The organism is uncultured Oscillibacter sp. (genome assembly GCF_910587525.1).
Taxonomy (GTDB): domain Bacteria; phylum Bacillota; class Clostridia; order Oscillospirales; family Oscillospiraceae; genus Oscillibacter.
The window spans coordinates 1-2324 of the sequence record NZ_CAJULS010000230.1 but is presented as its reverse complement, the minus strand read 5'-3'; the positions used below and the strand labels follow the sequence as shown (position 1 = coordinate 2324).

Annotated in this window: 2 protein-coding genes; both read right to left on the bottom strand. The window is 61.9% G+C overall.

Going from position 1 to position 2324, the window contains the following annotated elements:
• On the bottom strand, positions 1–1030 hold a 1030-nt coding region (locus QZ326_RS12895), incomplete at its 3' end, for an aminoacyl--tRNA ligase-related protein (RefSeq protein WP_365329328.1).
• 482 nt (positions 1031–1512) lie between these two features.
• A partial coding sequence (locus tag QZ326_RS12890) for a DUF4397 domain-containing protein (RefSeq protein ID WP_295745982.1) occupies positions 1513–2324 on the bottom strand: 812 nt, incomplete at its 5' end.

Below are 2324 nucleotides of genomic sequence, written 5' to 3'. Positions count from 1 at the left end.
CCTGCATCTGCTCCCGGGTCATAAAGACGTGGGCGTCGTCCTGGTTGAAGCAGCGCACCCGGAACAGGCCGTGGAGGGCGCCGGACAGCTCGTGGCGGTGGACCAAGCCCAGCTCGCCCACCCGCAGGGGCAGCTCCTTATAGGAGTGGGGCTCGCTGGCGTACACGAGCATGCCGCCGGGGCAGTTCATGGGCTTCACGGCGAAGTCCACATCGTCAATGACAGTGGCGTACATATTGTTCTTGTAGTGATCCCAGTGGCCGGAGCGCTCCCACAGCTGGCGGTTGAGCATGATGGGGGTGGAGATCTCCACGTAGCCATATTTCTTGTGGACCTGCCGCCAGTAGTCCAGAAGGGTGTTTTTCAGCACCATGCCCTTTGGCAGGAAGAAGGGGAAGCCGGGGCCCTCGTCCCGCAGCATGAAGAGGCCCAGCTCTTTTCCCAGCTTTCGGTGGTCCCGCTTCTTGGCCTCCTCGATGCGCTGGAGGTAGGCGTCCAGCTCGTCTTTCTTCGGAAAGGCGATGCCGTAGATCCGCTGGAGGGTCTCCCGGTTGGAGTCGCCCCGCCAGTAGGCGGCGTTACAGGTGGTGAGCTTGACAGCGTTGCCCTTGATGCGGCCGGTGGAGTCCAGGTGGGGTCCGGCGCAGAGGTCGGTGAACTCGCCCTGTTTGTAGAAGCTGATGGCGGCGTCCTCCGGCAGATCGTTGATGAGCTCCACCTTGTAGGGCTCGCCCTTTTCCTCCATGAACTTCACAGCCTCTTCCCGGGGCAGCTCAAAGCGCTCCAGCTTCAGTTTCTCCTTGCAGATCTTGCGCATCTCGCCCTCGATCTGCTCCAGGTGCTCAGGGGTGAAGGCGAAAGGGGCGTCCATATCGTAATAGAAGCCCTCGTCGATGGATGGTCCGATGGCCAGCTTCACCTCGGGCCACAGGCGCTTGACAGCCTGGGCCAGCACGTGGGAGCAGGTGTGCCAGTAGGTCTTGCGGTAGATTTCGTTCTCGAAGGTATACAGATTGTTTTCCTCGCTCATGACAGTCCTCCTTGTATTCTGGGGCAACGAATAAAAAAATCCCGCCCCTGATGTTCTCAGGGGTGGGATACGAAAGTCGCATTCCACGGTTCCACCCTGCTTGCGGCCCCGCAAAAGGAGCCGCCGCTCGCATCCGCTGTAACGGGCGGTCCCGTCCCGGTCATCCCGGGCGGCTCAGGAGTGGTACAGCCGCCGCCTGCCGCAGGGCCCTCGCACCAAGCGGGCCCCTCTCTGCGCGGCGCATCGCGGTTTCTTCTCCGTCAACGCTGGTTTCAGGTGATACTATATCATGGTGTGGGGAAAATGTCAAGGTTGCCATGGGTCGTGTCTGGCCGCGCATTTTATCATCCGTGATTTTGGTTTTGCGGCTTTGCGGGGGCGGGCCGGGTCCCTGCATAAAATCTGCAAAACGGACACTCCCTTAAAAAGGCCGCAGGGGGAGAGACATTCGTCTCTCCCCCTGTGCCGCTTGATGAGCTGGATTACCGGTCCATGAGAATCAGATTCTGAATCTGGTTCCGTCCGGTGCCGCTCTGGAGCAGGTACACGGTGTAAATGGCGTTGCTGACCACGTTCAGGTACAGAGAGCCGAAGGTCTCGTGGGGCGGGTAGACGCCCAGCCACGCGGAGTCCAGGGTCTCGATGTCCAAAGAGGCGGGCATGGGCACCAGGTCCGTGTCCGCATAGAAGAACTGGTAGGTGCCTGGCATGATCCGCTTGAATGCCCCCACCTCCTTGAACCGCAGGTCGCCGTAGACCACCCGCCCGTCGCTCATGATCACGTCCAGGGGTCCGGTGTTGATGGCGAGATTGCCCACCCGGAAGCTGGAGTAGCCGTTGGTGGGCGGGCAGCAGCTGTCGGTGATCTGGAGCAGGTCCAGGCCGCTGGCGGTGTTGATGATGGCGATGGTGGAGATGCCGTTGGTCTGGAAGGGCATGGTCTTCTGAATGTAGATATAACCGTTGGTGCCGGTGACGGTCACCGTCTGGTAGCCGGCGCTCACCCGCCCGTAGTTGGTGGCGGAGGCGTAGTTCAAAAGGTTCACGGCCCGTGTGTTGCCCACGAAAATCCGGAAAGCCTGATAGCCGTAGGCGGCGTTCAGGAAGCGGACCTTGGAGGCGCTGGGCCACACGGCGCCGATGATGCCCGGCAGGATGGTCACCCCGCCGCAGAAGCCGCCGGGGCAGACCCAGCTGTTGTTATTGCCGCCGCTGTTGCCGGGATAGACGGGGCCGCCCTCGCCGGGATTGGGCAGGGGGATCACAGGTACCTGGCCGGGGTCGGCGGCGCGGG